The 26,812-nt window shown below is 45.1% G+C and carries 24 protein-coding genes; 14 read left to right on the forward strand and 10 right to left on the reverse strand.

Annotation, left to right across the window (positions count from 1 at the left end):
* Window positions 1-135 precede the first annotated feature (135 nt).
* From dnaA to HRR27_RS00035, 7 genes are all read left to right on the forward strand, one after another.
* Window positions 136-1,503: a chromosomal replication initiator protein DnaA gene (gene dnaA, locus HRR27_RS00005; protein WP_173269059.1), complete on the forward strand. Its 1,368-nt coding sequence runs from the start codon at window positions 136-138 to the stop codon at window positions 1,501-1,503.
* A 29-nt stretch (window positions 1,504-1,532) separates the two neighbouring features.
* Window positions 1,533-2,642 carry a DNA polymerase III subunit beta gene (gene dnaN / locus HRR27_RS00010; RefSeq protein WP_173269061.1) on the forward strand — a complete coding sequence of 370 codons (1,110 nt, stop codon included), beginning with the start codon at window positions 1,533-1,535 and terminating at the stop codon, window positions 2,640-2,642.
* A 156-nt stretch (window positions 2,643-2,798) separates the two neighbouring features.
* Window positions 2,799-3,701, forward strand: a complete 903-nt coding sequence (locus HRR27_RS00015) for a cation diffusion facilitator family transporter (protein WP_173269064.1) — start codon at window positions 2,799-2,801, stop codon at window positions 3,699-3,701.
* Window positions 3,698-4,792 (forward strand): DNA replication/repair protein RecF, encoded by a 1,095-nt coding sequence (gene recF, locus HRR27_RS00020; RefSeq protein WP_173269066.1) that lies wholly within the window; start codon window positions 3,698-3,700, stop codon window positions 4,790-4,792. Before HRR27_RS00015 ends, recF begins: the two co-directional genes overlap by 4 nt.
* Window positions 4,793-5,061: 269 nt before the next feature.
* Window positions 5,062-5,436, forward strand: a complete 375-nt coding sequence (locus HRR27_RS00025) for a DUF4870 family protein (protein ID WP_243830852.1) — start codon at window positions 5,062-5,064, stop codon at window positions 5,434-5,436.
* Between the two features lie 300 nt (window positions 5,437-5,736).
* Window positions 5,737-8,169: a DNA topoisomerase (ATP-hydrolyzing) subunit B gene (gyrB, locus tag HRR27_RS00030; protein WP_173269068.1), complete on the forward strand. Its 2,433-nt coding sequence runs from the start codon at window positions 5,737-5,739 to the stop codon at window positions 8,167-8,169.
* Between the two features lie 162 nt (window positions 8,170-8,331).
* Window positions 8,332-9,267 carry a phosphoribulokinase gene (locus HRR27_RS00035; protein ID WP_173269070.1) on the forward strand — a complete coding sequence of 312 codons (936 nt, stop codon included), beginning with the start codon at window positions 8,332-8,334 and terminating at the stop codon, window positions 9,265-9,267.
* A gap of 85 nt (window positions 9,268-9,352) precedes the next feature.
* On the opposite strand, the gene HRR27_RS00040 is transcribed toward HRR27_RS00035, so the two are convergent.
* The 6 genes from HRR27_RS00040 to tnpA form a co-directional block, all read right to left on the reverse strand.
* Window positions 9,353-11,293 carry a TIGR00341 family protein gene (locus HRR27_RS00040; protein WP_173269073.1) on the reverse strand — a complete coding sequence of 647 codons (1,941 nt, stop codon included), beginning with the start codon at window positions 11,291-11,293 and terminating at the stop codon, window positions 9,353-9,355.
* Between the two features lie 111 nt (window positions 11,294-11,404).
* The gene (locus HRR27_RS00045) at window positions 11,405-12,106 is read right to left on the reverse strand and encodes a hypothetical protein (protein WP_173269075.1); all 702 of its coding nucleotides are present in this window, start codon (window positions 12,104-12,106) and stop codon (window positions 11,405-11,407) included.
* Between the two features lie 208 nt (window positions 12,107-12,314).
* The gene (locus tag HRR27_RS00050) at window positions 12,315-12,710 is read right to left on the reverse strand and encodes a hypothetical protein (protein ID WP_173269077.1); all 396 of its coding nucleotides are present in this window, start codon (window positions 12,708-12,710) and stop codon (window positions 12,315-12,317) included.
* A 479-nt stretch (window positions 12,711-13,189) separates the two neighbouring features.
* Complete coding sequence (gene tnpC, locus HRR27_RS00055; RefSeq protein WP_173269087.1) at window positions 13,190-14,713, reverse strand: IS66 family transposase; 1,524 nt, start codon at window positions 14,711-14,713, stop codon at window positions 13,190-13,192.
* Window positions 14,714-14,733: 20 nt separating this feature from the next.
* Complete coding sequence (tnpB, locus tag HRR27_RS00060; protein WP_173269090.1) at window positions 14,734-15,090, reverse strand: IS66 family insertion sequence element accessory protein TnpB; 357 nt, start codon at window positions 15,088-15,090, stop codon at window positions 14,734-14,736.
* Window positions 15,083-15,382, reverse strand: coding sequence for an IS66 family insertion sequence element accessory protein TnpA (tnpA, locus tag HRR27_RS00065; protein WP_173269093.1), 300 nt, complete (start codon window positions 15,380-15,382; stop codon window positions 15,083-15,085). Before tnpA ends, tnpB (HRR27_RS00060) begins: the two co-directional genes overlap by 8 nt.
* A gap of 223 nt (window positions 15,383-15,605) precedes the next feature.
* Between tnpA and HRR27_RS00070 the strand changes: the two genes are divergently transcribed.
* From HRR27_RS00070 to tnpC (HRR27_RS00080), 3 genes are read left to right on the forward strand one after another with little or no spacing between them, the layout of a single operon-like run.
* Entirely contained in the window at window positions 15,606-15,956 is a 351-nt protein-coding gene (locus HRR27_RS00070) for a transposase (RefSeq protein ID WP_173269095.1), read from the forward strand.
* Entirely contained in the window at window positions 15,953-16,282 is a 330-nt protein-coding gene (gene tnpB / locus HRR27_RS00075; RefSeq protein ID WP_173269097.1) for an IS66 family insertion sequence element accessory protein TnpB, read from the forward strand. The genes HRR27_RS00070 and tnpB (HRR27_RS00075) overlap by 4 nt, the downstream gene beginning before the upstream one ends.
* 17 nt (window positions 16,283-16,299) lie before the next feature.
* The gene (gene tnpC, locus HRR27_RS00080) at window positions 16,300-17,853 is read left to right on the forward strand and encodes an IS66 family transposase (RefSeq protein WP_173269099.1); all 1,554 of its coding nucleotides are present in this window, start codon (window positions 16,300-16,302) and stop codon (window positions 17,851-17,853) included.
* Between the two features lie 104 nt (window positions 17,854-17,957).
* Here the strand turns inward: tnpC (HRR27_RS00080) and pgl are convergent, their stop codons facing one another.
* Genes pgl through gnd form a run of 3 tightly spaced genes read right to left on the reverse strand, consistent with a single transcriptional unit; the run spans window position 17,958 to window position 21,633 of the window.
* Window positions 17,958-18,689, reverse strand: coding sequence for a 6-phosphogluconolactonase (gene pgl / locus HRR27_RS00085; RefSeq protein ID WP_173269102.1), 732 nt, complete (start codon window positions 18,687-18,689; stop codon window positions 17,958-17,960).
* Between the two features lie 2 nt (window positions 18,690-18,691).
* Window positions 18,692-20,173 (reverse strand): glucose-6-phosphate dehydrogenase, encoded by a 1,482-nt coding sequence (gene zwf, locus HRR27_RS00090; RefSeq protein WP_173269112.1) that lies wholly within the window; start codon window positions 20,171-20,173, stop codon window positions 18,692-18,694.
* 2 nt (window positions 20,174-20,175) lie between these two features.
* Entirely contained in the window at window positions 20,176-21,633 is a 1,458-nt protein-coding gene (gene gnd, locus HRR27_RS00095; RefSeq protein ID WP_173269114.1) for a decarboxylating NADP(+)-dependent phosphogluconate dehydrogenase, read from the reverse strand.
* Window positions 21,634-22,370: 737 nt separating this feature from the next.
* Between gnd and HRR27_RS00100 the strand changes: the two genes are divergently transcribed.
* The 4 genes from HRR27_RS00100 (at window position 22,371) to HRR27_RS00115 (ending at window position 26,077) form a co-directional block, all read left to right on the forward strand.
* Window positions 22,371-22,901: a DUF3455 domain-containing protein gene (locus tag HRR27_RS00100; RefSeq protein WP_173269115.1), complete on the forward strand. Its 531-nt coding sequence runs from the start codon at window positions 22,371-22,373 to the stop codon at window positions 22,899-22,901.
* 311 nt (window positions 22,902-23,212) lie between these two features.
* Window positions 23,213-23,779: a sigma-70 family RNA polymerase sigma factor gene (locus tag HRR27_RS00105; protein WP_197905416.1), complete on the forward strand. Its 567-nt coding sequence runs from the start codon at window positions 23,213-23,215 to the stop codon at window positions 23,777-23,779.
* The gene (locus HRR27_RS00110; protein ID WP_173269117.1) at window positions 23,776-24,510 is read left to right on the forward strand and encodes an anti-sigma factor; all 735 of its coding nucleotides are present in this window, start codon (window positions 23,776-23,778) and stop codon (window positions 24,508-24,510) included. The genes HRR27_RS00105 and HRR27_RS00110 overlap by 4 nt, the downstream gene beginning before the upstream one ends.
* 217 nt (window positions 24,511-24,727) lie before the next feature.
* On the forward strand, window positions 24,728-26,077 hold the full coding sequence (locus HRR27_RS00115; protein ID WP_197905417.1) for a ribonuclease J: 1,350 nt from the start codon (window positions 24,728-24,730) through the stop codon (window positions 26,075-26,077).
* A 3-nt stretch (window positions 26,078-26,080) separates the two neighbouring features.
* Here the strand turns inward: HRR27_RS00115 and HRR27_RS00120 are convergent, their stop codons facing one another.
* The gene (locus HRR27_RS00120; protein WP_173269119.1) at window positions 26,081-26,812 is read right to left on the reverse strand and encodes an SDR family NAD(P)-dependent oxidoreductase; all 732 of its coding nucleotides are present in this window, start codon (window positions 26,810-26,812) and stop codon (window positions 26,081-26,083) included.

Here is a 26,812-nt window from a genome sequence, read left to right on the forward strand (position 1 = left end):
ATAGCGATTTCCGCTTGTTGATCCTTTCTGATCAACGCTTTAGGCTCTTTTTCTGTCACCAAAACACTTTTTTAACTTTGTCTGCCATTGCAGTGCGTTTTGCTGCCTGGCCCACTATTCACTAAGGAAACTACATTGTCTTCACTTTGGGCACAGAGTCTTAAGATTCTAGAAGATGATCTCAACGATCAGCAGTTCCACACATGGATTTTGCCATTGCGCGCAATCGAAGATAAAGACACCATTCGTCTTATTGCCCCGTCCACTTTTATTCTTGACTGGGTCAACAAGCGTCTGATGGATAATGTTCGTCAAGCCGTTGCACGCGTTGCACCGATAAATACTCCAGAAGTGATTATCGAAATGGGTGACTATGCCCTCAACGATTTTGAAGAAGATTCTCAGCCAACCGTTCCGCAGCCCTTAAAAGAAAAGAACAAACCGGCGCCACGTAAAAATGAAGCGGGACAATCCGGTATTCAAAGTAACCTCAACACCAACTTTACGTTTGATACTTTCGTACAAGGTAAAGCCAACCAGCTTGCAGCGGCAGCAGCACGTCAAGTAGCAGAAAATCCTGGGGGCAGCTACAATCCGTTCTTTATTTATGGTGGCGTTGGTCTAGGTAAAACGCATTTAATGCACGCCATCGGCAATCAGCTACTGGCGGATAATCCTAAAGCACGGGTGGTCTATTTGCATTCCGAAAGGTTTGTGCAAGATATGGTTAACGCCTTACGCCATAACAAAATTGATGAATTTAAACGCTTTTATCGCTCTTTAGATGCGCTGTTAATCGATGATATTCAGTTCTTTGCCAACAAAGAACAGTCGCAAGAGGAATTCTTCCACACCTTTAACACACTGCTGGAGGGCAATAAACAAGTTATCTTAACTTCTGACCGTTTCCCGAAAGAAGTCGATGGCTTAGAAGATCGCCTAAAATCCCGTTTTGGCTGGGGACTAACCATTGCGGTTGAACCGCCTGAATTTGAAATGCGCGTTGCCATTTTGTTGAAGAAAGCCTCGGAATACAACATCAGTTTAAGCGAAGAAGTCGCCTTCTTTATCGCCAAACGATTACGCGGCAATGTTCGTGATTTAGAAGGCGCACTAAAACGCGTAGACGCCTTCGCACAATTTAGTAATCGTCGTCCGATTACCGTTGAGACGGTTAAAGAAGCGCTAAAAGATTTATTAGCTCTACAACAGAAAATGGTCACTTTAGATAATATTCAGAAGACCGTTGCCGACTATTACAAAATCCGTGTGGCCGATTTACACTCCAAACGCCGCTCACGCAATGTCGCCCGACCCCGTCAAATTGCAATGGCGATTGCAAAAGAGTTGACCAACCATAGCTTACCGGAAATCGGCGATGCATTTGGCGGCCGAGATCACACCACGGTGTTACACGCTGTCCGTAAAATCAAAGAATTGCGTGAAACTGAGCATCAGTTGGATGACGACTACAACAGCTTGATTCGAATTATTACCAATTAACTCTGCAAAAGCATGACAAAGGCATTGGCATGAAAATCACCATTACCCGTGAAAATCTTTTAAAAGTTCTCCAGACGGTTGGTAGCGTTGTTGAAAAACGCCACACCATGCCGATTTTGAGCAATCTCCTGTTTGTCGTTAATAATAATGTGCTGACGGTGACCGCTTCCGATTCGGAAATCGAAACCCGTGCGCAAACCGAACTGGAATCCTGTGATTTGGAACATTTCAGCACCACATTACCAGCGCTGAAACTCATTAACATCGTACGTTCACTGCCAGACGGTTTGACCGTGGTATTGGATTTTGACGAAACCCGTTGTGCGCTTTCTGCTGGTCGTTCGCGTTTTAAATTATCCACGCTACCAGCAGAAAACTTTCCGATTATCGACCTTACACAAAGTGAACTCACTCTGTCTTTATCGCAAAAGCAGTTAAAACAGTTAATCAGCCATTCCAGTTTTGCCATGGCCAGTCAAGATGTGCGTTTTTACCTGAACGGTATGCTGTTTGACATCAGCAACCAAACCCTGCGCGTGGTTGCCACCGATGGACACCGTTTATCAACCTGCTCAACCGAACTGGCGATTCAAGGTTTACCGGCAACACAAGCCATTCTGCCACGTAAAGGCGTTTTGGAGCTTTCAAAACTGATTACCGATGAAGACACCCTAGTACAAGTGTCTTTGGCGAAAAACTATCTCACTGTTGAGCTGGATTCAACCGTATTTACCTGTAAATTGGTGGATGGACGCTTCCCAGATTACCGTCGGGTTATCCCGCAAAATAACGACCAAGTCGTACAAACCGACCGTGAAATGTTACGCAGCTTACTGCAACGTGCTTCGATTCTGTCGAATGATAAATTCAAAGGTATCCGCTTGAACTTAAGCCACAATTTACTGGCGGTCAGTGCGTCGAACAGCGAACAAGATGAGTCGCACGAAGATATGGCGATTGATTACGCTGGCGCGGACATCGAAATCGGTTTCAATGTAAGTTACATTTTGGATGTCTTGAACTCGATTCAAGATGACTGCGTCACGCTTTTGTTCAAAGACGCCAGCAGCAGTTGTTTGCTATCCGCCAGTAACAACAACTGCGCTTGTCAGCACGTCATTATGCCAATGCGTCTTTAGTCAAAACGTGGCACTGCCAACTCAACCATTAAGAGTCGATGCACTGCACCGGCTCTTTTTGCATTTTAACGCCATCAAATTCCCACTATTTGCGTGAAATGCTTTTTTCTATAGAATAACGCCTGTCGATTTGCGACGGTTTTAGGTGTCTCGATTATGACCAACGCACAACTTGTTCGCATTGCAACCTTAGCGTCAGTCAGTGTTGCGGTGACGATGTTGATGATTAAATTCTACGCCTGGCTGCAAACCGATTCGGTGAGTATCCTTGCTTCTTTGCTTGATTCCGGTTTTGACATCATCGCCAGTCTCATGATTATGCTGGCGGTATACATCGCACAAATCCCCGCTGACAAAGAACACCGTTTCGGCCACGGCAAAGCTGAGCCACTGGCGGCTTTGGCGCAAAGTGTATTTATTGCTGGCTCTGCCCTTTATCTGATGATTTATTCTGTGGAGCGTATCTGGGTGGATACGCCGGTAGAAAATGTCAATATCGGCCTGAGCGTCATGGTGTTATCTCTCGTTTTAACCACCAGCCTGGTCATTTTTCAAAAATATGTGGTGCACAAAACCCGGTCTACCGCAATTGCGGCTGATGCGCTTCATTATGTGTCTGATGTATTCGCAACGATATTAATTATCGTCAGCCTATTTTTTGTGCACCTAAATTGGATAGACCCGATTTTAGCAATGCTCATCGCCTTATGGATTTTACACAGCGCCTACCAAATTGCCCAAGAGGCATTAAATCAATTGCTCGACCGTGAATTAAGCGAATCAATGCGCAGTGAAATCAGCGAAATTATTCTTTCAACTCCCCAAGTACGCGGGTTTAACGACTTACGCAGTTACCAATCTGGGCCAAATTGCTTTGTGCAACTCGACTTGGAACTGGACGATCACTTAACGTTACTGCAAGCCCACGATATCACCGAACAAGTGACTGAACGCTTAAAAAACCGCTTTGACAATTTGGATGTGCTAATACATCAAGAACCGGTCAGTTTAAGGCACGATCGTCATCATCACACTTGGGGCAAAGAATACAACGAATGACTCAACTTACCCGACTGCAGTTACAAGCATTTCGCAATGCCGAGCAGATTAACTGTCAGCTTTGCTCCGGATTAAATCTGTTTATTGGCGATAATGCCGCCGGAAAAACCTCGCTGATTGAAGCCATTTGGCTTCTGGCCACCGGACGCTCATTTCGCAGTCGTTTGATACATCAACTGATTCAACATGACAAAACGGAAACCGTGATTTTTGCCGAACTGCAAAGTCACATTAAACCTTACTCCAACCATCGAATAGGGATGCAGCGTAGCGCGCAAAATATGACCTTGCGTTTGGACGGTGAAACCATTCGCGCACAAAGTGAAATTGCCCAAAAGCTACCAGTACAATTACTAACGCCCGAGAGCCATCGTTTACTTGAAGAAGGACCAAAAGCCCGCCGCCAATTTGTCGACTGGGGCTGTTTTTACCAGTTTCCGGAATTTATCCAATGGTGGCGACAGCATAAGCGCCTACTCAAACAACGCAACCAAGCACTTAAACAACGCCTACCTGCCCTGCAGATTCAACTATGGGATACGCAACTGGTAGAGACCAGTTTACAGATTGACCAATTACGGCGCCGCTATGTAGAAACTCTGACGCCGCTGATTGAGACCTATTGCCAGGCGCTCATGCCGGAACTCGAGCAAACACTGGGCTGTCACTATCGTCCAGGTTGGCCAAAAAGCGCAGACAGTCTCGCGCAGTTAATGCAAGCCAATCTGAACAAAGACCTACAATTGGGACACACGCAATATGGCGCCCATCGTGCCGATATCCGTTTTCGTTTTGGCAATTACGAAGCTCTACAAACCCTCTCACGTGGCCAGCAAAAATTATTTGTCTGCGCGCTCATGCTGGCGCAAGCACAACTACACCAACAGGTCACCCACGAGCCCGCAATTATGTTAATTGACGACCTACCCGCCGAACTGGATTTACTGCACCGCGAGAAATTGATGGAACTACTGGATAACTTACAAATCCAACATCTTGTCACCAGTACCGCGCAATCACTCATTCCGATTATCAATCCAGAAAATAGCCAAATTTGGCAGCTTAAAAAAGGCAAATTAAACGCCTTGTAAAGCACTCAAAAAGGCACTGCAAAATAGCCCCCTTACCGCTATACTTAAGAACAATACGACTAAGACGTCACAGAATAAGCCCAGATGGCTTCAGGCACAGAACAATTTGGCCGGGCAAGGCGTTTGTTTGCAGTCATGTCTAAAGAGGACAAAAACAAGCAACACAGTGCAGTCGAATTGTTCAAAGCCTCCACAGGCGAGGCTTGCTGAAGTCAATTGGGACCAATCCAGTGTCTCTAACCAATCGTTTTTATCTTTGAGGATTCAATATGCACCCAGTCAGCCCTGTAACGCCACCGCCAGTCGAAACGCCACCGGCTTCAAACACCCTGCCAACCATTATTTATGTCCTATTTCTCGCGAATATTATGGTGCCGTTTACCGGCTTAATCGGTGTGATTATGGCGTACATTAACAGAGGCGATAATATCTACCTTGATAGCCATTACCAGTTCCAAATCCGCACCTTTTGGATTGGGCTTTTATTTGGCTTTATCGGCTTTTTATTGCTGGCGCTGGTTATCGGATGGTTGGTTCTATTTTTAGTGGTTGTTTGGTTAATTGTTCGCTGCGCCATCGGCTTAAAATATCTTAATAAACAACAAGCAATCCCGAATCCAACCAGCTGGGGAACGGGGCGTTAAAGCCATTCAGACGCGCCATCAAACCCGTATTTTGGCGGCGCGTTTTCGCCTGCAATCGAAACATCAATTCTCCCTAATCGTCGCTCAAAATTCGGTATTGCCCAAAAGCCCCTCAACATAGACGACAAACAAAATACCAAAAACTCCCTTAACACCTTGAATTTACTGCCTAAAACGCTGGTTTTTTCCGACTTTATCCCCCCTCTTAAGGCCGGATTTTATTCGTATCTGACTAAGGGAAATATGGTAAAATCGGCAAACATTTTTTGTTCGTTAATACCTAAAAGACGCTGAAATTCTATGACTGAAGAAACGCAATACGACTCCTCCTCCATTAAGGTTTTAAAAGGCTTGGACGCAGTCCGAAAACGCCCTGGGATGTACATCGGGGATACCGATGACGGCACCGGTTTACACCACATGGTTTTCGAGGTGGTCGATAACGGTATCGATGAGGCCTTGGCTGGACACTGTGATAAGGTCGTCGTGACAATCCATACCGACGGCTCGGTTTCTGTCAGCGATAACGGACGCGGTATTCCGGTCGGTATTCACCAAGAAGAAGGCGTTTCGGCTGCCGAAGTCATTATGACGGTACTGCACGCTGGTGGGAAATTCGACGATAACTCCTATAAAGTTTCCGGTGGTCTGCATGGTGTTGGTGTCTCGGTCGTCAACGCCTTGTCGCAAAAACTTTACTTAACCATCAAGCGCGAAGGACATATCTGGAAACAGACATACACTCACGGTGTACCTGATGCGCCACTTGCGCCAGTCGGTGAAACAACTGAAACCGGTACTGAGATTCGTTTTTTACCATCTACCGATACCTTTACCAATGTCATCGATTTTGATTTCGATTACCTGTTAAAGCGCCTACGCGAGTTGTCTTTCCTTAACTCCGGTGTCCATATCGAACTGCTGGATAAGCGCGATGACCGCCATGAAGTGTTTGAGTTTGAAGGCGGCATTCGCGCTTTCGTTGACTACATGAATACCAATAAACCGCTTATCCATGAAAAAGCCTTTTATTTCAGCTCCGAAAAAGACGGCATTACCGTTGAAGTGGCGATGCAGTGGTCGGAGTCTTACAAAGAATCCATTCTGTGTTTCACCAACAACATTCCGCAACGTGATGGGGGAACCCATTTGTCCGGTTTCCGTGCTTCTTTAACGCGCACCCTCAATAGCTATGCAGAATCCGAAGGTCTGAGCAAAAAGTATAAAATCAACGTCTCTGGCGATGATGCACGAGAAGGTTTAGCGGCGGTTATCTCCGTCAAAGTGCCTGACCCAAAATTCTCTTCACAGACGAAAGATAAACTGGTTTCGTCAGAAGTGAAAACGGCGGTCGAAACCGCAATGAATGAAAAATTTGCTGAATTTCTGTTAGAAAATCCAAAAGATGCGCAATCGGTTTTCTCAAAAATCGTCGATGCTGCACGTGCGCGTGAAGCCGCGCGTAAAGCCCGTGAAATGACTCGCCGTAAAGGTGCATTGGACATTGCCGGCCTGCCCGGTAAACTGGCCGATTGTCAAGAAAAAGACCCCGCATTTTCTGAACTGTATCTGGTGGAGGGTGACTCCGCAGGTGGATCGGCCAAGCAAGGCCGAGACCGTCGTACGCAAGCAATTTTGCCTCTAAAAGGTAAAATCTTAAACGTCGAAAAGGCGCGTTTCGACAAAATGATCGCTTCTGCGGAAGTTGGGACTTTGATTACCGCATTAGGCTGTGGGATTGGCAACGAAGATTTTAATATCGACAAACTGCGCTATCACCGCATTATTATCATGACGGATGCCGACGTCGATGGTTCGCATATTCGCACCCTATTGCTTACCTTCTTCTACCGCCAATATCCTGAATTAGTTGAGCGCGGCTATATTTATATTGCCCAACCGCCACTTTATAAAGTGAAAAAAGGCAAACAAGAAAACTACCTTAAAGACGATTTGGAACTGGAAGCCTATTTACTGCAAAGCGCAATTGATGGTGCAGAACTCATTCCTAGCGCAGGGACACCGGCAATCAGCGGCTTGGCGCTAGAAACCTTAGCGAAAGAGTATTTTAAAACTCAGCACGTGGTAAATCGTTTAAGCCGCCGTTACAACCCGGTGTTTTTAGAAATGTTGATTGATAACGCCACCATCAAAACCGAGTTACTCAACGATTTTGAGGCGCTGACCGCTTGGGTCAACGAAATGTTGCCTCGCCTGCGTGCTAACGGCGAAATCAATAAAGTGGATTACCAATTGTCTGTTGAACCGGCCAGTGATATTAGTGGTTCCACTAAATACCAAGTCCGCCTAACGCAACGCGAACACGGTACGCCAAGTTCGCACGTTTATGATGCGGATTTCTTTGACTCCAAAGACTATCGCCAAATCGCTAAATTGAGTGAACAACTGTTTGGTTTGATTGAGCAAGACGCTTATATTCAACGTGGCGAAAAATCCGAACCGGTCGCTGGCTTTAAACAGGCGATTGAATGGTTACTCAACGAAGCAAAACGCGGACAGAACATCCAGCGCTATAAAGGTCTTGGGGAAATGAATCCAGAACAGCTCTGGGAAACCACTATGAACCCAGAAGCACGCCGTTTGATGCAAGTCACTGTGCGCGATGCAATGGTCGCCGACCAAGTCTTTACCACCTTAATGGGTGACGAGGTCGAACCGCGCCGTGATTTCATCGAATCCAATGCACTGCAAGTAGCGAATTTAGATGTTTAAAGCGCGCCCGATGTCTAGCGTGTTGAATTATTTTCTTTGAAAATAAGCCGCATTTGGTTTTTAATATCGGCCATTAGTCTAAAGCTGTAAAAATTTCATAAAATCAAAGCTGTCATTAACTATTTGAAATAGTTAATGATTTTTTAAATTTAGGAGACATTTATGTCAGTAGAACATCCAATTGTTACGGTAACAGGATCATCTGGTGCCGGTACTTCTTTCGTAAAACGCGCTGTCGAAAAGATTTTTGACCGCGAAAATCTGAACGTTGCCATTGTTGAAGGCGATAGCTATCACAAATTTGGCCGTGCAGAAATGAAAGAAAAAGTTGCCGAGTCAAAAGCAAACGGTGGCCCAGTTCTTACTCACTTCTCTGAGCACGCCAACCTGTTCAACGAACTTGAAGCCCTTTTTAAAGAATACAAAGAGAGCGCAACAGGTAAACGTCGTTATTACATCCACTCTGACGAAGAAGCGGTTGAACACAACGCTCGTCTAGGTGGTACTAACTTCAAATCCGGTGAGTTCACGCCTTGGGAACCGATTCCAGAAGGCACTGATGTTCTATTCTACGAAGGTCTACACGGCATGGTTAAGCGTAAAGACCACGGCCCAGAAGAAGGGATGCACGATGTTGCCCAGTACGTTGATCTAGGTATCGGTGTTGCACCGTCTATCAACATTGAGTGGATGCAAAAAATCTTCCGTGATACCGCTGAGCGTCCTTATTCAGTTCAACAAGTACGCGATGTTATCCTAGAGCGTATGCCGGACTACATTGAGACCATCGTGCCTCAGTTCCACCGTACACACATTAACTTCCACCGTGTACCATTAATTGATACCTCTGATCCGTTCTCAACCATGTCGCCAGATGCACCTATGGGACCAGCGCCAGAAGATTCCTTGATCATCTGTCACGTACGTCACCAAGACATCGATCTTGAAGCCATTAAAGATCAAATTCCTGGGGCTTTCTTGCAGAACGACGAGACCCTGGTTTGTAACGGTAAGTACATGATTGACGCAATGGACCTGATGATGACTCCAATCATCCAGAATCTAATCGCGAAAAAACGTGCCGCAATGGGTGCTTAAGACTTTAACCCTGTGTTAATTTCTTAAAGCGATAAAAAGCCCGAGTTGAACCTTCAGCTCGGGCTTTTTGCTTTCTAGCAAACCGCTAACGCTTTATCGCCAAGACGGCTTCAAGTTCAATCTTACGGCCCAATTGTTCCTCTAACCTCTGTTTAATCAAATCCAAATCGTCATTTTGCAACGGACGGTTTGCCAATAAGGTTGCAGAGACTTTTAATGGATTCGCGCCATGCAGGCGAATATCACGCAAGGTAACAGGCGAATCTAAACCGGTACACTGCCACTGCTCAAGCATGTTTTGCATACGCTGCTCTTGCACCATCGAATTAAAGGCTAAAAGCAACGGAACACTCACTGCGATGACAAATACTGATGAAACAAACAAGCCACGTTGCGCCAAACGGAACGGGCTAAACCCCATCACCAAAAAGGTGGCCGCCGCCGCTAATACAATCCCAAACAAGTTGGTAATAAATAATAAGAAAGCACCATAGAAGACGTGCCAATCCATCCAGCCAATGCCAATCCCGGAAACCGCTAAAGGCGGCACCAAGGCCACCGCAATCGCCACTCCAGCCAAACTTTTGGCCACTTCTGATTTCGCATTGGCATAGGCCCCTGCAATACCGGAAATAATCGCCACCCCTAAATCCAAAATGGTTGGACTGAGACGTGCGGATATTTCGCTATTTAAGCTCTGTAGCGGCATTAAAACCGTAAACAACACAGCAAACAATAAACTGAGAATAATCCCCACCAGCAGGGTTTTAGTGGCATTAAAAATCAGATCTGGTGTCTGGCGTAACAACCCCATAGACAGCGAAATAATCGGGCTCATCAAAGGCGCGAGAATCATCGCACCAATAATCACCGGCGTAGAATTAGCAAACAAACCGACTGTCGCCAATAAAGTAGACAGCACCATCAAAACCAAATACGGCTGGCTCGTTTTGCTGCTCTCTTTAAGCATCACAAACGTGTCTTTAATCTCTTCGGGATTGGCGTGATCAATCCACGGCAAAGGCCGCATTGCCAAATCCTTAATCACTTCTCCCTTCGGCAAGCCAACAATCCGCACCGACTCTTTTAATTCCGCATGATAAGCGTTATCTGGATAGTCCTGATTCAGAATACTGAGCACTTTAGGCTGTAACGTCAAAAACAACTCATCCGCTTGCTTGAGCTCCCCATCCAAACTGTAATCCAGCGGACGACCACTGCAATGGATACGCAAGGATTCGCTTTTTATCTTCCCTAAATAAAGACGATTACTGCCATTCTCAAAACGACGTGAGAAAAACCGATGGTAAACAAAATTCAGACCATCCAAAATGCTACGCGGTGCAAAAATAACCGCATTTAAGCTACTCTCATCTTCTTCACTGGGTTCTAACACTCGGCGGGTAAAATCATTGTCTTCACCGCGATACACCATCGTCATACCAATTGCCGCGGTATGCACCAAAGTCTCTTTTGCAGTCTGTATTTTATAAGGCATCAAGCGCGACTGAGTAACATGCACACTCATGCCGATAAATTGCTTTAAGCGGCCCCACCAACTTAAAGGCACTTGCGATGCCGGACGCATCAATTGTGGATCGCCAATCATCACCGACGTCATCACCAATTGCTGATTGCAATACATCAAATCGACTGGTTTCGTGGCCGTTGCTTGCAAAATCTGCTCACAAGCTTGCATCAATTTAACGGCCACTTTAAAACGCCGTTGAGTGCGGATATTTTGAATATGCGGTAAAAAAGCCAATTGCCAATTTGATGCGGCGGGCATTTCAAGTAAAGCCCGTTGGTTGCTGTCATTCAGCCAACACACCAAAGGAAGCGTCGCATCAATCTCTGTAAGATTCGTCTGCTCTAAATGCAATCCTTGCCAAGCGCTTAAACGCCCTTCTTTAATTAACGCATTCAGCTGTGGCGCAACTTTTTGACTAAATTCACTACTATCTTGGTCACTAAAAAGTACTTGCCAAACAGGCGCATTAAGAGACTCTGTTAATTCTGATGACATTCAACGAACCCTCAAATAATCTTTATAAGCAGATAAATTACCAATTTTTAAATACAAAAAAACCCCTAATCGTAAAATTAGAGGTTCTATCTACAAATAAACTACGTTGCATTAAAAACGGTAAGTCACTGCCATGCGAACAATCGGTAAAAACTCTAAATCGGACACATCTGCTTGCAATTTGGCTTCCTCTTCCGCCAAGACTTCTTGGCCTTGCGTGCTGTCTAAACTAAACGTATTGCTACCATCAGTGACTGTTCCTGTACCATTTAAAGAAACATTACTTGCACCGGTAAAAGCCGCGCCCATTTCAAATAAAAAGCCTAAGCCTTGAGACGGGCTGTGTCCCCAACCAAAACTGAGCGTTGGAGCGCTATCCCAATCAAAATCAGAACGAATGTTAACCGGCGTATCGGCGGTATAAGAGGTATCCCCTAAATCAAATTGATTACCCTGCTCAACACTGCCGCTACCACTTAGCGAAAAACTGCTCAAACCATAACCAGCGGACAAGAAAAAAGAGCCTTTAAATGGACGAACATCTACTGCCAAGCGATTAATGGCACCATCTACCTGCAAATTATAATCAATCCCTTCTTCTTCTTGCGTTTTATCAAACGACCAACCAGTCGATAAACTTCCACGCAAACTGACATAGTCAGTAACAGGGTAACTTAATTCTAAGGTAGGACCAGAAATCAAATCAACACCAACGGCGACCCCAACTTGTCCAAATGGCTGGGTTTGTGCATAGCTGTTACTGACCGCTAAAATACTGGCCGCCATTGCAGTGAGTGCTAAAATCTTTTTCATCGCTAAATCCTTACTATATAAATTAAATCACAGCACGAATACACTGCAGAAAAACTATACCACAAAAGATGAGTACTTTTACTCATGATGTAAACGGCTATTTTTAATATCGAAAAAGACAGCGAGACTTTCGCTTGTACCGATTTAAAGGATTAGATACAAGCTGATTTTAGGGCGGGAACTTAATAAAAACGACGAAAGATTATGGTTATTTATAAGCCAATTCTTTAAGCAAAATTTTTGTTTTACTTAAACTCAGCTGTGTCAACTTGCGATAAGTGTGCGGAAAACCAGTCAAAGCGATGTAGTACAGACCATTGATTTCACTGGACTGCATATAAAAGTCAAAACGTACTTCGTTGCCGTCGTTCGTGTAAACACTGTACGAAATTAATTTCCCAGACTCTTCCTGCTGGTTAATAAAATCATTAAAAAGCTTTTTCACCCAAATATAATCTTTGGTCACCACCAGCGAATCAATCCAGACAATACCGATCAAATCATCCCCTGTTTGACCGTGCATAAGGTGATTTTCAGGATCACTGAAACGAACCACAACACCGTTATGATCCAGAATTACATGAAAAGGTTTGTGTGTATCCATTATCTTTTATTCAATCCAAACTGGTTGCAAAATCTATGTTTTCAATTCCGCTAACCTAATCATTTTGGGTGCCGAACAAACACTTCAATTCTTTTTTCGGCAAACCTTATAAAACAAAAGCCCCTATGCATAGATAGATTGGCTTGTGTGCCCAATCTTCATAAGTAACGCCAGCCTAAGGCGATACTTTTGAAGATAGTTCATCACCTTGTTTCTCAACAATTGGGTGACCCAAAATGACCAATTATACAAAAGTTGTTTATTTTACTTTACATAGCCGACTTTACACCAGACAATTAAATCAAAAATTACGATAGAACCCATGATTCTAAAGGGATGCGAAGGCATATTTTTAAATAAAAAAGCAAAAAGGATATGGCTCAGTGAATCTATATACCTGAATTATTCACAATCCGCACTGATAATCTCAACATAATGCAAAAAAAATGTAAGCGACAATTTACCCACACCCTAGTTTTCTAGGATGCGGTGTGATTCCACGGCAGAAGTGCTTCGAACTGCTCGAGGGTGTCGCAGTTGGGGAGGTCTCGGAAGAGATCGGTGAGATAGGCTTGGGGTTCGAGTCCGTTGGCTTTGGCGGTTTCAATCAAGCTGTACAGCATCGCACTGGCTTTGGCGCCTTTAACCGATTGGCTAAAGAGCCAGTTCTTGCGTCCAATCGCGAAGGGACGAATGGCATTCTCAACCGGGTTGTTGTCGATATTCAATCGCCCATTCGTGGTGAAGATTTGAAGCTTTTCCCAGTTTTTCGCAAGATAGCTCAAGGCCTCACCGAGTTTGCTTTTGGGCACGGTGCTGTTGAGGCTTTTATCCAACCACGTTTTGAGCTGTTCTAAAACCCGCAGGCTTTCGGTTTGCCGGATCTCGAGTCGTTTATTTGGTGGTTGGTCTTTGATGTGTTGTTCAATTTGATAGAGCTTTTGAATGAGATTGAGTGCCATGTCCGCCTTGCCGGTTTTATTCTTAGGCAGTACTTTTTTGGCATCCATAAACTTACGTCTGGCATGGGCCCAACAACCTAGATGGGTAATCTGTTCCGTTGCACCGATTTTGTGATAACCCGCATAGTCATCGGTTTGTAGGAAGCCTTTAAACTCAGGCAATAAATTCATGGCGGTTTGTGTGGTGCGATCCGGTGCATAGTCGAATAACACCACTGGGTGTTTTTGATCGCCCGTCTTGCGTACCCACATGTAACTGTGGCTCTCTGCGGTTTTCCCCACCTCATTCAACACTTGCACACGCGTTTCATCCATGTGCACATAACCACTGTCGAGCAGATGATCTTGCAGTAGGTTGTACAGTGGCTGACAGAGTTGGACCCCCTTAATCATCCAGTTGGCCATCGTTTGGCGTGACAGTTCGACCTCTAAACGTTCAAAGGCTTTTTCTTGACGATACAGCGGTACGCCATCTTGGTATTTCGCTGTGGCAATGTAGGCAAGTAACCCAGGACCCGCAATGCTTTTGGGAATCGGCTGTTTGGGCATGGACGCTAACTTAAGCGAACCGTCACACCCTGGGCAGGCGTATTTTTTACGCACTAACTGACGAACAATGATTTTGGCAGGAATAATTTCTAATTGCTCAGAGACCTCTTCACCGATTTCTTTGAACTCTGAGCCGCAGTCACATTTCTCACCGACCGGTAAGCGATGTTCAACACGTTGACGGGGTAGATTCTTTGGTAAGGGTTTACGACCAGCTTTTGACTTTTCTTTTGGTAGGTCATTCGATGATTTAGAAACGCTGTTTTTAAGTACTGAGCTGTCTTCGACTTCTGGCTCATTAAACAACTCGGCTTGATCCGGGTGTTTTTCACTGCTTTTATAGAATTGACGAACCTTAAAGAACATGACTAATTCAGACAGGCGACTGACTTCCGTTGATAAGGTGTCGATGTGCTGGTCTTTTTGCAAAACCAAGGCTTTTAAGGCATCGATATCATCGGGTAAATCGTGAGCAGTCAGAGGTGTTTTCATGGGCGGGTAAGATACCCGAATTAGCTCACGTTGTCATAGAAAAGTGACTCATGCGGTTGTTGAAAAATATCCAAGCCATCGAGTAACTGATTGAGCTGTTTGCCGGTAACTTCAATCGAATCCTTTGTTTCCTGAGGATTGAGCCATTTAAACTTGTGTTTCTCTAATCGCTTGTACCAGAGCACAAAGCCATTGCGCTCCCAGTAGAGGAGTTTGACCTTATCGCGAGAACGGTTGCAAAACACAAACAGTGCACCATTCATGGGAGAATGTCCCAGCTCAGCTTCCACAATGGCCGCCAGTCCATTAATGGATTTACGCATATCCACCGGATCCCGATAGACAAAGACGTGTGCATCAAAGCTTGGTCTAAGCATGACGATTCAACTCGGTGATTAATTGCGCTAATTGCACCACGGAACACTCAAATACCAATCCTTTTGCCTTGACTGCAATGCTGGTTGAGCACGGTTCAGGCTGATCGTGAATCACCATCGGCAAAAAGGCAGAAGATTCTTTGATGGGTTCTTGGCTTAAGTTTCGAAGCCTACGTCGCCAAGTATAAAAGGTTGAAATCGCCAAGCCTTGCTGCTGGCAAAATGCCCGTTGTGAAAGACCACTGGCTTGCCAATCGGCAATCCGCTGCACCCAAAGTTCGTGTTTGCTCATCAAAATTCTCCTGTGATTGAAAACACATAGAAGAATAACGAACTTTATTCAGGAATTTTAGATGTGGGTAAATTGACGCTTACCTACAAACCGATGACTATGCGGGTTATCACAAAATCGGTGTAACCGAACAGATTACCGTAACTATCCGGTAAACACCTCTTACCAACCACACTTATCTGTGAATAATTAGGTGCCCACGTATTTTAAATGGGCACTTATTATGACAGACACACTATCAACGCTTCCCACAGTCAAAAAGATTCGCCGTCGCTACTCACGGGAATTCAAACAGCAGGTTTTGACCGCTTGCGAGGACCCTAACACCTCGATTGCACAAGTGGCTCGAGACTACGGCATCAATGCCAATCAAATACAGAACTGGAAGCGTCAGCTTAAAAAGCGCCATGCTTCCCAAGCGGCATTTATTCCGCTGGTCTTGAACGATCTGCCGCCGTCATCGCCTCAAACGCTCTTGGTCGAACTGCCTGCACCTCAAGGCAAGATTGCTGTGCACTGGCCTGTCACAGAATTGGCCAAATTAAGCGCCTTTGTCAAGTCGGTGCAGTCATGATTCGCATTGATCATTATTGGCTGGCGACTGAACCCATGGATATGCGTGCAGGACCCGATACCGCATTAGCTCGTGTCATTGCCGTGTTTGGTGAGGCCAAACCCCATCATGCGTATCTGTTTGCCAATAAGCGTGGCAATCGAATGAAGATACTGATCCACGATGGCTTAGGCATCTGGCTGTGTGCTCGACGTTTGAATCAAGGTAAATTCCATTGGGCTGAGCTGTGGCGGGGCGATTCCGTGACACTCTCCCCTGAACAATGTCTGGCACTGGTGCAGGGCTTGCCTTGGCAACGGCTCGAGACTTCCTTATCACTGAGTTAGTCTTTATAATCCGCGGCATGAAAACAATGCCAAACCTCCATCAACTCTCTGCTGACCAGTTACGAACACTGGCGGCGCAGTTGTTGGTTCAGGTTGAAGAAAAAGACCAGCGCATCGCCGCCGATGCCAAAGCCATTCAACAAAAAGAGCTTAAAATCGATCAACTCACCTATGAGTTAGCCTATCTCAGACGTTTAAAATTCTCACACAAAAGTGAACAGATCAGCGCCTTACAGATGACACTGTTGGATGAAGTGACCGATGCCGACATTGCCGCGATTGAATCGGAACTGGATGCGCTTAGAGACAAAACCGACACAGCGCAACCAAAGAAAAAACCTAAGCGTCAGCCGCTACCCGAACACCTACCTCGTCTTGACATCCGTCATGATCCCGAATCCACCACCTGTTCATGTGGCTGTCAATTACGCCATATTGGTGAAGACGTCAGTGAAAAGCTGGATTATCTGCCCGGGACGTTTCAAGTTGAACGTCATATTCGCTCCAAATGGGCGTGCGATACCTGTGAAACTCTGATTCAAAAACCGATGCCCCCACAAATCATTGATAAAGGTCTGCCCACCTCTGGGTTACTCGCACATCTGCTCATCGCCAAATACGCTGATCACTTACCGCTGTATCGTCAAGCTCAGATCTTTGAACGGGCCGGTGTTAAATTACCCAGTTCCACTTTAGCCGAATGGGTCGGCGTCTGTGGTGTTCAACTTGAACCGGTGGCTCAAGCACTCAAAGACTTTTTGCTGACGCAACCGGTCTTGCACGCCGATGAAACCCCAGTGCCCATGCTCAAGCCGGGGAATAAGAAAACCCATAAAGCCTATCTGTGGGCCTACACCAATCCAGCCAATGCACAACATAAGGCGGTGTATTACCACTTCAGTGAAGGACGAAACGGCAAGTTCGCAAGAGAGGTGCTACAGGATTGGAAAGGATTGTTGGTGTGTGATGACTATCCTGGGTACAAAGCCAGTTTTAAACAAGGCGTGAGCGAAGTGGGCTGTATGGCGCATGCCCGTCGTAAGTTCGTGGAACTGCATGAAAGCGGCAAAAGCACGATTGCCATTCAAGCCATTGAACTAATGGGACAACTTTACGCCATTGAAAAAGAGATTCAACCCTTAGCCCCAGAGGAACGACAGATAATCCGGCAGCAAAAATCCAAACCGATCATGGACTTGCTGCTCAAATGGCTGAAGGTCCATCGAGAAAAAGTGCCCAAAGGTGGGGCAACGGAAAAAGCGATTCACTATAGCTTGAAACGTTGGGATGCCTTAAGCCGATACCTTGGAGATGGCCGCCTGCCCATCGATAATAACTGGGTAGAAAATCAAATCCGACCTTGGGCGTTAGGTCGCAAGAACTGGCTGTTTGCCGGCAGTCTACGCAGTGGTCAACGTGCGGCGAATATTATGAGCTTGATTCAATCAGCTAAAAACAATGGTCTGGATCCTTACGCCTATCTCAAAGACGTGCTTGAACGCTTACCCACCCATAAAGCCAGTCAAATCGACCAACTCCTACCGCACAATTGGCAACCTAGCAATCGGTGATTGCCGGACGCTTACAAATAAGCGAATAATTTGTTCACAAAAAAACCGAGTTGGATGCCCCAAACTCGGTTTTTTTACGCCTCAGAAAACACAGATTTGAATCCCTAACCTAGAAAAGCCTTGGAATCCAGCAAGGTTAAAGTCTGTTGTCGCCCGCTAATTTTAGCAATCGGTAAATCGGCAAGCTTGCCCGTTTGCAAAGCTTGATACCACAACTGGGTAACCTCAAATTTTGCCGAACCGGTAATCAATTTTAAAATCTTAGCCGCCGAATTAATCCGCTGGTAAGACAAACTGAGTCGCTCATTCGGTGCTTTAGGCGATTGTGTTTCGCTAATCACACCACGCACATCCTTTCGGTTATGCCCTGGAAACAAGCTGGCGGTATGCCCATCTTCTCCCATGCCGAGCAAGACCAAATCAAAGTGAACACCTTCAATCATATCGCGATAAATAATTGCCGATTCTTCCAGCCCAAGTTCGGTTGGCATAAAGAAAATCTGTTCACTCGGCACGCTGCCATTCTTTAACCAAGCTTGTTCAGCTGCCAGGCTATTGCGCTCCGGGTGATCACTCGGATATACCCGTTCATCACCCATAAACAAACACCATTTTGAAAACTGTGCTTCTGCTTCACTTAATTGCGCCAGTTGTTTGTAAATAGCAATCGGTGTCGTGCCCCCAGCCAATACCAAATTAAACGCACCACGCGCCTCAATCGTTGCGCTAGCGGCTTGCAATATATAAGCCACCGCCGCCTGCACCAAAGCCTCGGTTTTTGAGTAAATCTGCCACTCTTCAGAACTGTCGCTAAACGTTACTGTCTGTACACTCATTACTAGGCACACTCCGGCGTATAGTGATATCGCCAACATTGCTCAGGATGGTCAAATAACTTCTTCGCACCATCTGGCCCCCAAGTTCCTGCAGGATAGGTGTCAATATAAGCCGTTTCTGCCGCCCAAGCTTGTAGCACTGGGTCAACCACATTCCAAGCAGCCTTGACTTCGTCATACCGTAAGAAGAGAGATCGGTCTCCTTTTATCACGTCCAACAACAACTCTTCATAAGCATCATAAGTATTGTTGTCATCCCCTTTTAACGTCGCATCCAGACTGGTCTGCTCAGTCATAATTTCCAGACCAGGCTGCTTAGCAGTGATTTCGATACGAATCGATTCCTCGGGCTGTATCCCAAAAACCACCCAATTAGGCTCCATTTTCTTAACCTGCGACTCACGGAAAAACTGCTTAGGCGGGTGTTTAAAGCGAATCGCCACAATCGTACGATTTTTCGGCATATTTTTACCGGTTTGAATGTAAAACGGCACCCCCGCCCAACGCCAATTATCAATATACAATTTTAAAGCCGCGTAAGTTTCCGTCACACTGTCCTCAGCAACATCCGGCTCTTGCAGATACGCTGGCACAGTTTGACCATTCACCACCCCTTCAGCATACTGCGCACGATAAGCCTGATTATGCACATTCTTTTTCATAATAGGCCGAACAGATTGCAGCAATTTTACCTTTTCGTTACGCAAAGCTTCAGCTTCCATTGATGCCGGAGGCTCCATCGCCACCAAAGCCAAGAGTTGCAATAGATGCGACTGAATCATATCGCGCATCGCGCCACTGGTATCGTAATAACCGGCGCGCGTGCCGACCGATTTATCTTCCGCATGGGTGATTTGAATGTGATCAATATAGTTACGATTCCATAATGGTTCCATCATCAAATTAGCAAACCGGAAAACCATTAAATTTTGCACCATACCTTTGCCAAGATAGTGATCGATACGGTAAGTCTGCTCTTCATCCAAGTGTTTATTCAAGCGCTTTTGCAACTGTTTTGCGCTTTCCGCATCATAGCCAAATGGCTTTTCTAACACCACTCTACGCCATCCAGAATCTTGCTTCAGCAGACCGGCTTTACCAAGATACTCAACCGCAGGAGCAAATTGATCCGGCCCTAATGACAAATAAAAAGCCATATTGGTCGGCCAATGATTCGCACTAATATGCTGCTTCAAATTCTCATACTCATCCGCCGCAAGAATATCCATTTTGAAATAATCTAGCCGCTGACAAAATCGCTCGCAAACATCATCGGTAATTCCGCCACGCGCTTTGGGTATGACTGCGTCTTTGACCGTTTCTAACCACTCTTCACGGTTCCAATCACGACGCCCTATGGCAAGAATTTTGACATCATCAGCCAAACGTCGATGCTTTTCCAAATGGTAAAAAGCAGGCATTAGCTTTGTCATTGAAAGGTTTCCAGTCGCGCCGAAAACCACATAAGTACAGGATTGCGCCATGATTACACCTCGTAGGTGGTTGAGCTCACCCGACCACCAGATTGAATCCAATCGGTATGGAAAAAAGTACCTCGCGGCGCATCCACGCGTTCATAAGTATGCGCGCCAAAATAATCACGTTGTGCTTGCAACAAATTGGCCGGTAATTTAGCGGTTTTATAACCGTCAAAGAAAGCCAAAGCGGAACTTAACGCTGGGGTTGGAATCTGTTGTTGAATCCCAAAAATAACCGCTTTACGCCAGTTTTCATGACTCTCTTGCAACGCTTTACTGAAGAAATCGGCGATTAACAAATTGCTTAAACCTGGATTGCTTTCAAAGGCATTTTTGATTTCGCCAAGGAAAGTCGAACGAATAATACAGCCGCCGCGCCACATAAGCGCAATACCACCATAGTTTAACTGCCAGCCAAACTCTTTGGCCGCTTCACGCATTAGCATATAACCTTGCGCATAAGAGATAATTTTTGAAGCGTAGAGCGCATCGTGAATCGCTTTTAACAGCGCTTTACGCTCAGCCTTATCGAACTTAGGCGGTTTGGGCGCCTTACCAAACACTTTTTGCGCTTTGTTTCGTTCGTCTTTTAAAGCGGAAAGACACCGTGAATAAACCGATTCGGTAATTAAGGTTACCGGAATCCCTAACTCTAAAGAACTGATTCCCGTCCATTTTCCAGTCCCTTTTTGCCCAGCAGCATCCAAAATTTTATCCACCAACGGTTTACCGTCAGCATCCGTAAATTTCAAGATTTCAGCGGTGATTTCAATCAAATAACTGTCTAACACCCCCTTGTTCCACTTAGCGAAAATCTTCTGGCATTTTTTCGCACTCAACCCCATGCCATAACGCATCAAATGGTAACTTTCTGCAATCAACTGCATATCGCCATATTCAATTCCGTTATGTACCATTTTGACGTAATGCCCGGCTCCGCCATCGCCAACCCAATCACAACATGGCGCGGCATCGGCTTTAGCAGAAATTGCTTGAAAAATCGGTTTAACTGCCTGCCAAGCGTCTGGATTGCCGCCTGGCATAATAGAAGGCCCAAAACGCGCACCCTCCTCTCCACCGGAAACACCTGTACCAATAAATAAAATACCTTGTTTTTGTAAGGCCTCGGTACGACGCTGTGAATCGGTATACAAAGAATTACCACCGTCGATAATAATGTCACCCGCTTGCAGATGCGGTAATAACTGTTCAATAAACAGATCAACCACTTGACCCGCTTTAACCATCAACATAATTTTGCGCGGTGCTTGCAGCGAATTAACTAAATCTGCAATGCTAAAACAACCGACTAAATTCGGGTTATCTGGCTCGGCGGCGAGAAACTCCTCAGTTTTGCTGGGCGAACGGTTGTAGACCGCCACTTTAAAACCGTGATCGGCCATATTTAGAACCAAATTCTGTCCCATTACGGCCAGCCCGATCAATCCAATATCTGCCTGCTGCATTGTCGACATCTCCTTGCAAAAAATTGAGTAATAATCTCGTGAAACGGCTTATCACATTGCCTAATAGACGTAAAAAAAGAAAGTGAATTTTTTTTTATCTTTTATAAAAATGATTTCAGATTTGTCTGTTGGGTAAACGAAAGAACGCAGAACGCACAATAGTGGTGCAAGTCCAACAACGCTCTTTGTTTAATTAAGAGGCACAGAATAATCCCCATTGACTGCCGCAAGGGATTGCAAAGCCTCAATTCCAGACTCCCCTCAAAGTAGATAGCAAAAGCAATGAATCAAAAGGTCAATAACAAAACCGCCTTGTAAGCCTTACCTGTAGGCGCTTTGAACCACATCGCAATGCTGCTTTCTAGTATTGTCAAACCACGACATGACACTAAATAGCCACTTTGCTCAGCCAAATGGTTCTATAACTAAAGCCATTTAGATTTATTCTGCGCCGCCTAGGTTATACGCTGTTTTAGCAAAGACCATGCTAAACAATCGCAACACCGCAAAAATTCACTCGACTAAAACGCTATTGCGACATTTCGTATCCACCAAAGTAAATTAACTTATTGTTTTTATTATTAAAAAAATAATCGATTAAAAATAATTAAAAAAAATGATTTTTTTTGAAACTAAATCGTTACCTCATCGGTAGTACCTATTGAAAGCGCACAAAACTCGCTCATTCATTCTGCGGAATGATATGCAACTAACTTTGAAATTTAGGAAGCTACACAATGAAAAAAATCATCAGCAACTCCCTTACACTTGTCGGTTTATTCGCCATTGCAACCTCTGTACAAGCGGGAGCTTTTAACCAGTCTACTCTTCCAGAATCAATTCAAGTTCCTGCAGGTAACGAACTTGCTCTTGTTACACACGCTAAAGGTAATATTACTTGGGAATGCAAAACGACAGACGGCAAAACCGGATGGGCATTCGCTGGACCACGTGCAATTTTGAGTGACATTCAAGGCAATGCAGCAATCTCTTATTTTGGACCACCAGCAACTTGGGAAGCGTTTGACGGTTCTTCAATTACTGGTAAACAACTTGCCGTTTCTCCATCAAAAGCAGGCAGCATTCCAATGCAACTGGTTAAAGCAAACGCCTCTGAAAAAGACGGTCTGCTAAAAGGCGTAACCTACATCCAACGTATCAACCTAAACGGCGGTAAAGCACCTGCTGAAGGCTGTAACACGAGCAAAGTGGGTCATAAAATGGTTGTAAACTATTCTGGTGACTACCTATTCTGGAAAGCTAAATAATTATTTAACTGACCCAAAATAGCACCCAAGGAGACACTGAGCACCTTTAAATGATTTCAAGCACCACAAAATTTAGGATTAGATAAAGGATGACCGATGACGGTTATCCCGAATCTGAACCAGACAGGTAACGAGCCTAAAAATTTTGTAATGCCCCTTAAAAATAGAGGCGTGCTATGCCTCATCGAAACCCAATAAAGAAGGACTCTCTGTTTCCTGAAATATAGCGGGTAAAAAACCCGTATGAATATTTAACAGACCTCAGCCCAGTTCGCTATACTGGGCTTTTTTTATAGGGTCTAAAGAGACAAATGGGTATGTCACAATCCTTGTTTGATTACGAAGCGGCGCTATTAGCGTGTGCCGCCGAACAACGTAGCGCTTTAACCGCCCTATACCAACAAGAGGCGCCTCGCTTAATCGCCGTGGTTTACCGGATACTGCAAAATCAAAGTTTGGCAGAGGAAATTGTGCACGACGCCTTTATTAAGATTTGGACCAGTGCGCAAACTTACCGTCCAGAACTCGGTTCTGCACGAGGTTGGATTTATACCTTAACACGTAATTTAGCTTTAAACGCTCTGCAAAAAAACCAACGACAGGTGCAAGCCGATCCGGAGTTTTTGACCGATTTGATGGATCAATTACAAGCCGAAAACGAGCACAACGCCAGCAACGAAGCAGAAAATTCGCTGCACAACAGAAATTTGTATCACTGTATCGAACAGCTTAACGAAGCCAATAAGCAATGCATCTTACAGGCCTATATCCACGGCTACACGCAAGAAGAAATTGCACATTTAATGGATAAACCGATTGGTACCATTAAAACCTGGATAAGACGAAGCCTGCAGGCTTTAAAGGAGTGTCTGCAATGAGTCAACACACTCAACAACATGACCCGCAAATCAACGCCGAACTTTATGTTTTGGGCTTATTGGATTTTGCACAAAAAAATGCGTTTGAAAAGCAAATGCAGCAGGACCCGGCCTTGCAAAAACAAGTTAATGACTTTCAAAATCAATTACTTGCAATAACAGACCAACTACCCACTGTGCCGCTAGCACAACCGCTTAGTGCTAAAATTGAACGCAGTTTAGACGCTTTAGAACGCCAGAATAAAGCCTTTCAACCACGCCAAAAATCGCAAAGTCTTAGATATTTTTGGCAAAGCTTAAGCTTATGGCGTGGTTTTGCTTTGGCTGGTTTTATAACAAGCTTGTTGCTCAGTATTCAACTATTTCAATACGTACAACAAGCGCCCGGAAAAACCACTTATATTGCTGTACTGGTGGAACCGCAAGCTAAATCGCCAGGTTGGGTGATTCAAGCAGGTAATAACCAAAAAATTGAGTTAATTCCGCTCGGTTCAGTGGAAATTCCAGAAGGTAAAGCTCTGCAATTTTGGACTAAAGCGGACGGCTGGAACGCACCCATATCGCTTGGCTTAGTCAAAAAAGGACAAAGCTTACAAGTGGATATTGACAAACTCCCACCGTTACAACCAAATCAGCTCTTTGAATTAACTTTAGAAGATGAAACAGGTTCTCCAACCGGCAAACCCACTGGGCCAATTTACTCAATCGGCCGTGGTAAACCAGCTATTTAAGCGACACAATATAGGTCTCTTAAACCAAACCCAAACCGCCTAATGAATCTTTAACAGGCGGTTAAACACTTTTCTAACTAGCGGCGCGATTGCAAACTCAATCAAACTTTCAACATAATCAAGTCTGAATTTTCATCAACCTTTGGGGAAATACAGAACAAATCCCGTCGCTGGAATGTGTTCAAATAACCTGAATCGTAAAATTTAAAGACATTTCATGACTGCACATCCAATTATTCAAACCCCAACAAAACATGACTTTTGGTTTTTACCGCTTGGCGGCACCGGCGAAATCGGCATGAATATGAACCTTTACGGCCACAATAAACAGTGGCTGATGGTCGATTGCGGCATGGGATTTTTGCATGAAGGTTTACAGGAAAAACGCGTCTGCGCAGATCCGCAGTTTATCGAACAGCAAAGCGAAAACCTGCAAGCAATCATCGTCACTCATGCGCATGAAGACCATCTGGGGGCGATTATGGAACTCTGGCCGCGCTTACAAGCACCGGTCTATGCTTCCCCATTTGCTTATCAATTGTTGCTTAATAAACTCAATTCAGTCACTTGGGGACATTCGATTCCGCTTTTTCAAATTGAATTTCAGCGATCCTATGATTTCGGTGAATTTAGCGTCACTTGGCTGCCGATGCCACACTCAGTGCCAGAAGCAGCTAGCCTGCTTATCGAAACACCGATTGCTAAAGTCCTGCACACCGGAGACTGGAAAATCGATGCGAATCCGGTGCTTGGACAGCCTTTTAATCCGCAACTTTACAGTCTGATTGGCAGTTACGGTATTGATGCGATGATTTGCGACTCAACCAATGCGGTTAAAGAAGGCAGTACCCTGTCAGAAAGCGCCTGTTATCAAGGGTTATATCAAACCATTGCCAAGTCGAAAAACCGCGTCGTAGTCGGCTGTTTTAGCTCTAATATCGCGCGACTGGTGACCATCGCCAAAATCGCTGCCAAAACCAAACGTAAAATGGCCACTTTCGGTCGTTCAATGGAAACGATGGTATCGATTGCCAAACGTCTCAACTACTGGCCGAAAAACTTGGAACTGATTGACCCTAAACACATCGGTTATTTACCACCAGAAGAAGTTCTTGTGGTCGCCACCGGCTCGCAAGCCGAACCGCGCGCCGCACTCACCAAGTTAGCGAATCAACGCCACCCTTGGCTATTTTTAGATGAAGGCGACACGGTGATTTTCAGCTCGATTAAAATTCCGCCAAATAAAGAACGCATCGACCGTTTAATCGAACGCCTAAGAAGCCAGCAAGTCGAAGTGATTCATGCCGAAGACAGCACCATTCCGCTACACGCCTCCGGTCATCCGGCGAAGCAGGATTTATTGCAATTATTCAATCTGGTCAAACCGAAAACACTGATTCCGACACATGGCGAACCACAACACCTGCAAGCTTTAGCCGACTTGGCAAAACAAGCCGGAATTAACGAAGTTTGTCACGGAAGTAATGGCGATCTGTTTAAGATTGCACCATTCGTCAAAAAACAGGCTGAATTTACTAAAACCGGATTTATCGAACTCAGCATTTAGCGGCTAAGGTTCGATAATATTGCCGGCAAAATCAATTAACTGGCCACTGTGCGCGAGCTTAACCTCTGCAAATAAATCGCAAATTTTTTGCGCGGTAAATTCAACCGTTTGTAGTTGCTCCGGCGGTAACCCTTTTTGAAAAGGTTTGGAAAGACGAGTATCGGTAGTCCCTGGTTGAATGGCAAAAACCGTGATCGGCGAGCGTTTCATTTTCAACTCAATAGCGATGTTTTTCAGTAGCATATTTAACGCGGCTTTGCTGGCTCGATAGGCATGCCAACCACCCATTTTATTGTCAGAAATACTGCCCAAACGAGCGGATAAAACACCAATTTTCATTGGCGTTTTTACGCCAAAGTTTTGCAATATCGCTTGCACTAACATGACTGGGCCAATCGCATTTAACTGGTAAGATTTTTGCAGATGTTGCGCGTTTAATGCACGGTAGGTTTTCTCCGGCTGGGTATCGGCATCATGCAACCAACCACTGGCAATCAACACATAATCCGGCGCCCCCAATTGGCTAGCGACTTTAATTACATCTAAAAACTGCTCCGGCTGAGCCAAATCAAATGCAAAACTTTGCTGAAACACCGAGGCATCAATTTTTTCTGGATTGCGTGCAAAACCGACAAGCTGACAGCCCGCAAAGCGTTTACTGAGCTCTTTTCCAAAAGCCGCACCGATTCCGCCAGTCGCGGCAAAAACCCAAACACGCTTTACAGATTCACTCAT

Origin of the sequence: Thiosulfatimonas sediminis (assembly GCF_011398355.1) — a bacterium.
In the GTDB taxonomy this organism is placed as follows: domain Bacteria; phylum Pseudomonadota; class Gammaproteobacteria; order Thiomicrospirales; family Thiomicrospiraceae; genus Thiomicrorhabdus; species Thiomicrorhabdus sediminis_A.

Excerpts from the sequence above, each read along its gene's own strand:
- tnpC (WP_173269087.1), bottom strand. The coding sequence starts at position 14,713 with ATGAAAACACCTCTGACTGCTCACGATTTACCCGATGATATCGATGCC.
- tnpB (WP_173269097.1), top strand. The coding sequence starts at position 15,953 with ATGATTCGCATTGATCATTATTGGCTGGCGACTGAACCCATGGATATG.
- HRR27_RS00045 (WP_173269075.1), bottom strand. The coding sequence starts at position 12,106 with ATGAAAAAGATTTTAGCACTCACTGCAATGGCGGCCAGTATTTTAGCG.
- HRR27_RS00110 (WP_173269117.1), top strand. The coding sequence starts at position 23,776 with ATGAGTCAACACACTCAACAACATGACCCGCAAATCAACGCCGAACTT.
- dnaN (WP_173269061.1), top strand. The coding sequence starts at position 1,533 with ATGAAAATCACCATTACCCGTGAAAATCTTTTAAAAGTTCTCCAGACG.
- pgl (WP_173269102.1), bottom strand. The coding sequence starts at position 18,689 with ATGAGTGTACAGACAGTAACGTTTAGCGACAGTTCTGAAGAGTGGCAG.
- HRR27_RS00035 (WP_173269070.1), top strand. The coding sequence starts at position 8,332 with ATGTCAGTAGAACATCCAATTGTTACGGTAACAGGATCATCTGGTGCC.
- zwf (WP_173269112.1), bottom strand. The coding sequence starts at position 20,173 with ATGGCGCAATCCTGTACTTATGTGGTTTTCGGCGCGACTGGAAACCTT.
- HRR27_RS00120 (WP_173269119.1), bottom strand. The coding sequence starts at position 26,812 with ATGAGTGAATCTGTAAAGCGTGTTTGGGTTTTTGCCGCGACTGGCGGA.
- HRR27_RS00115 (WP_197905417.1), top strand. The coding sequence starts at position 24,728 with ATGACTGCACATCCAATTATTCAAACCCCAACAAAACATGACTTTTGG.
- tnpB (WP_173269090.1), bottom strand. The coding sequence starts at position 15,090 with ATGCTTAGACCAAGCTTTGATGCACACGTCTTTGTCTATCGGGATCCG.
- gnd (WP_173269114.1), bottom strand. The coding sequence starts at position 21,633 with ATGCAGCAGGCAGATATTGGATTGATCGGGCTGGCCGTAATGGGACAG.
- HRR27_RS00040 (WP_173269073.1), bottom strand. The coding sequence starts at position 11,293 with ATGTCATCAGAATTAACAGAGTCTCTTAATGCGCCTGTTTGGCAAGTA.
- HRR27_RS00025 (WP_243830852.1), top strand. The coding sequence starts at position 5,062 with ATGCACCCAGTCAGCCCTGTAACGCCACCGCCAGTCGAAACGCCACCG.
- gyrB (WP_173269068.1), top strand. The coding sequence starts at position 5,737 with ATGACTGAAGAAACGCAATACGACTCCTCCTCCATTAAGGTTTTAAAA.
- HRR27_RS00050 (WP_173269077.1), bottom strand. The coding sequence starts at position 12,710 with ATGGATACACACAAACCTTTTCATGTAATTCTGGATCATAACGGTGTT.
- HRR27_RS00105 (WP_197905416.1), top strand. The coding sequence starts at position 23,213 with ATGGGTATGTCACAATCCTTGTTTGATTACGAAGCGGCGCTATTAGCG.
- HRR27_RS00100 (WP_173269115.1), top strand. The coding sequence starts at position 22,371 with ATGAAAAAAATCATCAGCAACTCCCTTACACTTGTCGGTTTATTCGCC.
- tnpC (WP_173269099.1), top strand. The coding sequence starts at position 16,300 with ATGAAAACAATGCCAAACCTCCATCAACTCTCTGCTGACCAGTTACGA.
- recF (WP_173269066.1), top strand. The coding sequence starts at position 3,698 with ATGACTCAACTTACCCGACTGCAGTTACAAGCATTTCGCAATGCCGAG.
- HRR27_RS00015 (WP_173269064.1), top strand. The coding sequence starts at position 2,799 with ATGACCAACGCACAACTTGTTCGCATTGCAACCTTAGCGTCAGTCAGT.
- HRR27_RS00070 (WP_173269095.1), top strand. The coding sequence starts at position 15,606 with ATGACAGACACACTATCAACGCTTCCCACAGTCAAAAAGATTCGCCGT.
- tnpA (WP_173269093.1), bottom strand. The coding sequence starts at position 15,382 with ATGAGCAAACACGAACTTTGGGTGCAGCGGATTGCCGATTGGCAAGCC.